The organism is Neptuniibacter sp. (assembly GCF_024231755.1).
Classification (GTDB): domain Bacteria; phylum Pseudomonadota; class Gammaproteobacteria; order Pseudomonadales; family Balneatricaceae; genus Neptuniibacter.
Window position 1 is genome coordinate 1 of the sequence record NZ_JAAEQH010000184.1, and the last position, 1200, is coordinate 1200.

Genomic DNA, 1200 nt, shown 5'->3' on the forward strand with positions numbered 1-1200 from the left:
CAAAGAGGTAATGAAAACTCTTTCTACTAACGCATTGGTAAAGGACGCTGCGTGTGACTTCGCTGACCAAAGCACAGTTACTCTTGCAGAGCGTATCCTACAACCAGAAGAGTTCCAAGTAAACTTGGAATTATGTAAGAAAGATTTCCACAACGATTGGGAAGCAATCCAAATGGGTTACTCGGCTTTTGATAGCCTTCCTCCATCATTCGCTGATTTCTTAATCGGTCACATCGCTGCTAAAGTAGCACAGAAGACTGAAGAGAACATTTGGCAAGGAGCAACTGCTAACGCAGGTGAGTTCAACGGATTTGAAGCTCTATTGGCTGCTGATGCAACAGTTGTAGATGTAACAGGTACTACTGTTTCTGCTGCTAATGTTATTACTGAATTGGGTAAAGTAGTTGATGCTATCTCTACCGCAGTATACGGAAAAGAAGACCTATACATCTATGTAGCATCTAATGTTGCTCGTGCTTACATCCGTGCTTTGGGTGGATTCGGTGCTTCAGGTTTGGGTGCTAATGGTGTAAACAACGAAGGTACTACTTGGTTCAATGGTGGTGACCTTGCTTTTGATGGTGTTAAATTGTTCGTATGTTCTGGATTGAGCGACAATACAATGGTAGCAGCACAGAAGTCTAACTTGTTCTTCGGTACAGGTTTGTTAGCTGACCACAACGAGGTGAAGCTAATTGATATGGCTGACCTTGATGGTTCACAAAATGTTCGTGTAGTAATGCGTTTTACCGCAGGTGTACAATACGGAATTGGTGCTGACATCGTACTATACTCATAAGAGTTAGTTTAGTTAATAATTAAAGGGGCAGGTAGGCATATGCTTGTCTGCCCTTTTTTATAAAAAAAATAAAAGAAATTATGGCTTGTGATTTAACAAAAGGTCGTGCGTTACCTTGTCGTGAATCAGTAGGTGGACTCAAAGCAGTTTACTTTGTTGATTTCGGTGACTTGGGTGATGTTACACTTACATCCGATACAGATGACACAATCTCCGATATGGATGGAACATTTGATGCTTTCAAGTATGTGCTGAAAGGTACATCAAGTGTAGAGCAAACTATTAACGCTTCTCGTGAGAACGGAACAGTATTCTTTGACCAAGCGGTTAGCCTTTCTTTGCCTCAATTGAGCAAGGAGGATAACAACGAAATCAAGTTATTGGCTTACGGCAGACCTCAC

2 protein-coding genes are annotated in these 1200 nt (G+C 41.5%); both read left to right on the forward strand.

All coding sequences use genetic code 11. From position 1 onward, the window contains the following. Window positions 1–799, forward strand: a 799-nt coding sequence (locus GY843_RS09975) for a hypothetical protein (RefSeq protein WP_297309104.1), incomplete at its 5' end; no start/stop codon positions are given. Window positions 800–879: 80 nt separating this feature from the next. Further along, window positions 880–1200 (forward strand): hypothetical protein (locus GY843_RS09980; RefSeq protein ID WP_297309105.1); only part of this gene is annotated, 321 nt, incomplete at its 3' end.